Raw genomic sequence first — 4351 nt, 5'->3', positions numbered from 1 at the left:
GCAGCGACACCGCCGCGACGTGTCTGGAGTAATTATTGATCGTGCTCTGAATGCGTCCCAACACCGAAACCGTACGTTCAAAACGGCTTAAAAGTTCTGTAAAACCAGGCACTTCGCGCTTTGCCTGATTGATGATTTTGTTTTCTCTGAGCTCGTCTAAACTCTTTTTTTTGTAGCCATCCTAGTGATTTTTTAATTAACTTTACAAAGTAACTGATTTATGCGATTGGGGAAAGCTACCGAAGGTTTAGTTCAACATTGTATTTACCAATTTTCTACACGCTCAATTCCTTCTACCTTTCCTTCCTCTACTTCAGGTTATTCTGGATCTCTGATGGAGAGGAAACGCCGGAACTATTGATATACAAGTATATGCTGTACTCTGTATTTTTGGTTTATCCTCTTTTTATATTTTCGATTTTAATTTTCTCTAAAAGCTTCAAAGGCGGAATGTTTCTGAAATTTTTGATCTTCGGCTTGGTTTCGCTGGGTGCGATTGCCTACTTCTACACATTTGATCTCTTCCAGCAAGAAGAATTGACCTGTGGCTATCTCGTGATGCTGATACAATGTCTGATACAATCGCAAACCGTAAAGGATGAGGAAATGGTCGCCCGAGTGGCTGGCGTTTATGCGGGAAAATTGTTGCTGTGGTTTTTCATCCTCCTTTTATCAATGCTATACCTCATCAACTCCGATAAAGATATTTTGATGAATATGATGTTTGGCGGCATCTATTATCTATGCGTCGGGATCTTCGATTACTGGGTCAACCGTTCGACTTTTTTAACAGAGAAATAATTCGTAAAAATTGTTATGATTTTCTGACAACAGGAAGGATCTCATTTTTATTAAGACCAAACCTCTTAATCTCTGCATCAGAGAATTTTTGAGAATAGAAATTAGCATCAGCCTCAAAACCGACGCTTTTCAAACGGTCAAAATAATCCATCCCGTACCAACGAACGTGGTCGTACTGGCCAAAATGTTTTTGACGTTCTTTCGGATCTGTGATCGTGAAATCTTCGTAAGTTTTTTCGAGAGCGTTTTTCATCGGAACCTGCACGATTCCCCAGCCACGTGGTTTCATCACGCGATACATTTCTGACATTGCTTTTCTGTCATCAATGATGTGTTCCAAAACGTGGTTGCAGATGATGACATCGTAAGTATTATCTTCGAAAGGCAGATCCAGAATATCCGCTTTCACATCCACAATCGGCGAAAAAAGATCGGCAGAAGTATAATCCAGATTTTTCATCTTCTTGAATTTCCTTAAAAATTCCTGCTCTGGAGCGATGTGAAGGACTTTTAATTTGACCGTGAAAAAATTAGTTTCATTTTGAAGATAAAGCCACATTTGGCGGTGTCTTTCCAATGACAAAGTTCCTGGTGAAAGTGCATTCGAACGTTGTTTTCCATAGCCGTAAGGCAAGAATTGACGGTAAGATTTTCCATCGATAGGATCGGTGAAATTGTCGCCTTTGAAAAACAGAACGATCAGTGGACGCAAAAAAATGCTCAAATTAATAAGCATTGGTCTTGGGATCTTGTTCAGTAGAAACTTGGTGAATTTTTTCATTAATTTAAAAATCCAGCTGAAAGGCTTTTTCCTCGTCGGATTTGATTCCTAAAGCTTCGTAAATGTAATCGTAAGTGGAAAGCAAAACTGGTTTTCCATTGATGATACAGACATCGTGTTCGAAGTGTGCCGATGTTTTGTTGTCCAAAGTCGTCACTGTCCAGCCATCATTATGGAACTTTACTTTTTCGGTTCCAAGATTGATCATCGGTTCGATTGCGAGGCAGATTCCGTCTTTGAGGACTTTACCACTTCCAGGTTTTCCGTAGTTTGGAACTTGTGGATCTTCGTGCATTTTTCTGCCAACGCCGTGTCCCACCAATTCGCGAACAACGCCATAACCTTCTTTTTCACAATGTTTTTGGATCGCATTGGAAATATCACCAACACGTTTTCCTCTCACACATTGTTCGATGCCTTTGTATAAAGATTCTTTTGCGACTCTCAGCAACTTTTTGTTCTCAGCAGAAACTTCTCCCACTTCAAATGTATAAGCGTGATCGCCTACAAATCCGTTCCAAAAAACGCCACAATCTACAGACAGAACATCACCTTCCTTCAGAACATCTGTGTTTGGGAAACCGTGAACTACTTGGTCATTCGGAGAGATACAAAGTGACGCAGGAAAACCACCGTAACCTAAAAATGCAGGTTCTGCGCCATGGTCTTTTATAAATTCGTGCGCTAATTTGTCCAAAGATAAAGTGTTGATCCCAGGTTTGATCTCCTTTGCCAACATTCCCAAAGTCTGGGAAACCAATCGTGCACTTTGCTTCATCAATCGAAGCTCGTCTATTGTTTTGAGTTGAATCATTTAAAATTGTATTAATGTATGATGTAAAATGTACAATGTATTTTTAATATACTACTTTGTACTTGATACATTTTACTTTGTACTAGAAGACTTACCAAAAAAGGCCTCTCTTCTTTTCTTTTTTCATTTTGGAGTAAGCGTGAACTTCGCCGCCAGCCACCTGGAATTCTATTCTTTCGTTGATGATCTGATAGATCTCTCCCCAGCCTGGGAATCCACCTAGATTTCTGTCATCTATGAACAGGTCGGCGTCCAATTTTCTGGATTGTGTTTCGTGGTCGAAAACTTCGCCTTCGAAACTGGAGTTCACAGCGTAGAATTCCAATCCATTCTTTCTGCAGAATTCCACAGCTTCTTCCAAAGCTTTGCCATGACGGTAAGTCCAAAGAATTAGACGGTAACCTTCGCCCTGAAGTTTTTTCAGTGTTTCAAAAGCAAATGTTTTAGCTTTCCCAATTCCCGGATAAGCATCATCAACAATAGTCCCATCAAAATCGATCGCCAGCTTTTTGTTACTTTTTATCATTATGTATTTTGTTGAAAAATAAGTTGGCAAATATACGAATTATGTAGAGGAAAGAAAATAGTGAAACGCTAAAAGACTCACAATGAATCTTAAATTTTAATACCAATAAAAAATGCGCCTTATAAGCGCATTTTTTATTTTAACTTTTCACCCATTTGAAACTGTAAGGCAGTTCGGGCGTTTTGATCCTGTCTGATATCCTCTGCAATCTGTTTGGCAACTTCATCAGGTAATCCCTTGCGCGTTCAGCTTGGTCATTCAAATTTTTCATTTGATCGATTTTCCATTCGTCCAAAAGATCAGAAAGAATGTTGATATAATCTTGTGCCGTGTAAACCATTGCTCTTTGTGCTGCATCGGAAAAATGTTCCCAAAGTTCCCCGGCTTTCTGTCCAGATTCTCTGAGTAAATGGGCTGGCATTACGATTTTCCTTTTCATCATATCTTCGAAGGCGAGCATCATTCCGCTGGCATCCATTTCGAAAATCCTGGAGGAAAAATCTTTGTAAGCTTTGGCGTGTCTTGCTTCGTCTGCTGCGATAACGCCACACATTTGAGCTAACTTTTTGTTTCCAGATTGTTTTGCCAAAGTCCCCACTCTTCTGTGAGAAATATTGGTTGCGGTTTCCTGAAAACTAGTATAAACGAAATTTTTGTATGGATCAGAACTGGTTCCAATGTCGAAACCGTCGCTGATCAAATGTTGTGTTGTGACCTCCATCTCGCGCATGTTCACGCGGCCACAGAGATATAGGTATTTTCCGAGAAGGTCGCCATGTCGGTTTTCTTCTGCGGTCCAGGCTCTGATCCATTTGGTCCAGCCCGTATTTTTTTCTTGACTGACGCCGTCCAAGTTCATTAACCAAGATTCGTATGTTGGCAATGCTTCTTCTGTGATGCAATCGCCTATCAATGTTACAAAAAGGTCATAAGGCATTTCTCGGGCAAATGTCTGCAGCTCCTCGATCTCATATTTGAAATTTTCGCTAGAACTGTCCGGAAGGAAATCCGAAGGTTGCCATATTTTTTCGATTGGTGTAAGGTATGATGCGATAAACTCGTCCATATTGCCTTCCATCGACCTCATTACTTCTATTTGTAACTCTTTTTCGTGCATTAACTTTTATTATTTTCTGTCTTCAAAGATACGACAAAATGATATTATTGGATTTAAAGTGTTAAACTTTGTGATACTTTAAGAAAATAACTAGAAGGTAAAAAACAACTTAAAAATTGCATCGGAAATTGTAGTTGAACTTAATTAAAATTAATTCTGAAACAAAAAAACCAGCAAAAATGCGGGCTTTTATTATAATTGGTATCGTATTCAATTATTGTTTTAACTCGTAGTGCATTATTACATTAATTCAATTTTAAGTCTATTCATTTTTCTACTGAAAACAAAAACATTTACAAACTGAATGAAAGT

General features: G+C 39.0%; 5 protein-coding genes. 1 reads left to right on the top strand and 4 read right to left on the bottom strand.

All coding sequences use genetic code 11. From position 1 onward, the window contains the following. Nucleotides 1–258 precede the first annotated feature (258 nt). Nucleotides 259–801: a hypothetical protein gene (locus tag AXA65_RS13095; RefSeq protein ID WP_131797818.1), complete on the top strand. Its 543-nt coding sequence runs from the start codon at nt 259–261 to the stop codon at nt 799–801. A gap of 13 nt (nt 802–814) precedes the next feature. Here AXA65_RS13095 and AXA65_RS13090 read toward each other — a convergent pair whose 3' ends face one another. The 4 genes from AXA65_RS13090 to AXA65_RS13075 form a co-directional block, all read right to left on the bottom strand. Then, nucleotides 815–1582 (bottom strand): class I SAM-dependent methyltransferase, encoded by a 768-nt coding sequence (locus tag AXA65_RS13090; protein WP_063970542.1) that lies wholly within the window; start codon nt 1580–1582, stop codon nt 815–817. 4 nt (nt 1583–1586) lie between these two features. Continuing rightward, nucleotides 1587–2396 (bottom strand): type I methionyl aminopeptidase, encoded by an 810-nt coding sequence (gene map / locus AXA65_RS13085; RefSeq protein WP_063970541.1) that lies wholly within the window; start codon nt 2394–2396, stop codon nt 1587–1589. 91 nt (nt 2397–2487) lie between these two features. Then, on the bottom strand, nt 2488–2919 hold the full coding sequence (locus AXA65_RS13080) for a BT0820 family HAD-type phosphatase (RefSeq protein ID WP_063970544.1): 432 nt from the start codon (nt 2917–2919) through the stop codon (nt 2488–2490). Nucleotides 2920–3061: 142 nt separating this feature from the next. Continuing rightward, nucleotides 3062–4039 (bottom strand): acyl-ACP desaturase, encoded by a 978-nt coding sequence (locus tag AXA65_RS13075; RefSeq protein ID WP_063970540.1) that lies wholly within the window; start codon nt 4037–4039, stop codon nt 3062–3064. Nucleotides 4040–4351: the final 312 nt, after the last annotated feature.

The sequence above is a fragment of the Chryseobacterium sp. FP211-J200 genome, assembly GCF_001643375.1.
GTDB lineage: Bacteria > Bacteroidota > Bacteroidia > Flavobacteriales > Weeksellaceae > Epilithonimonas > Epilithonimonas ginsengisoli.
This window is presented reverse-complemented; position numbering and strand designations above follow the sequence as displayed.

Excerpts from the sequence above, each read along its gene's own strand:
- map (WP_063970541.1), bottom strand. The coding sequence starts at position 2,396 with ATGATTCAACTCAAAACAATAGACGAGCTTCGATTGATGAAGCAAAGT.
- AXA65_RS13090 (WP_063970542.1), bottom strand. The coding sequence starts at position 1,582 with ATGAAAAAATTCACCAAGTTTCTACTGAACAAGATCCCAAGACCAATG.
- AXA65_RS13075 (WP_063970540.1), bottom strand. The coding sequence starts at position 4,039 with ATGCACGAAAAAGAGTTACAAATAGAAGTAATGAGGTCGATGGAAGGC.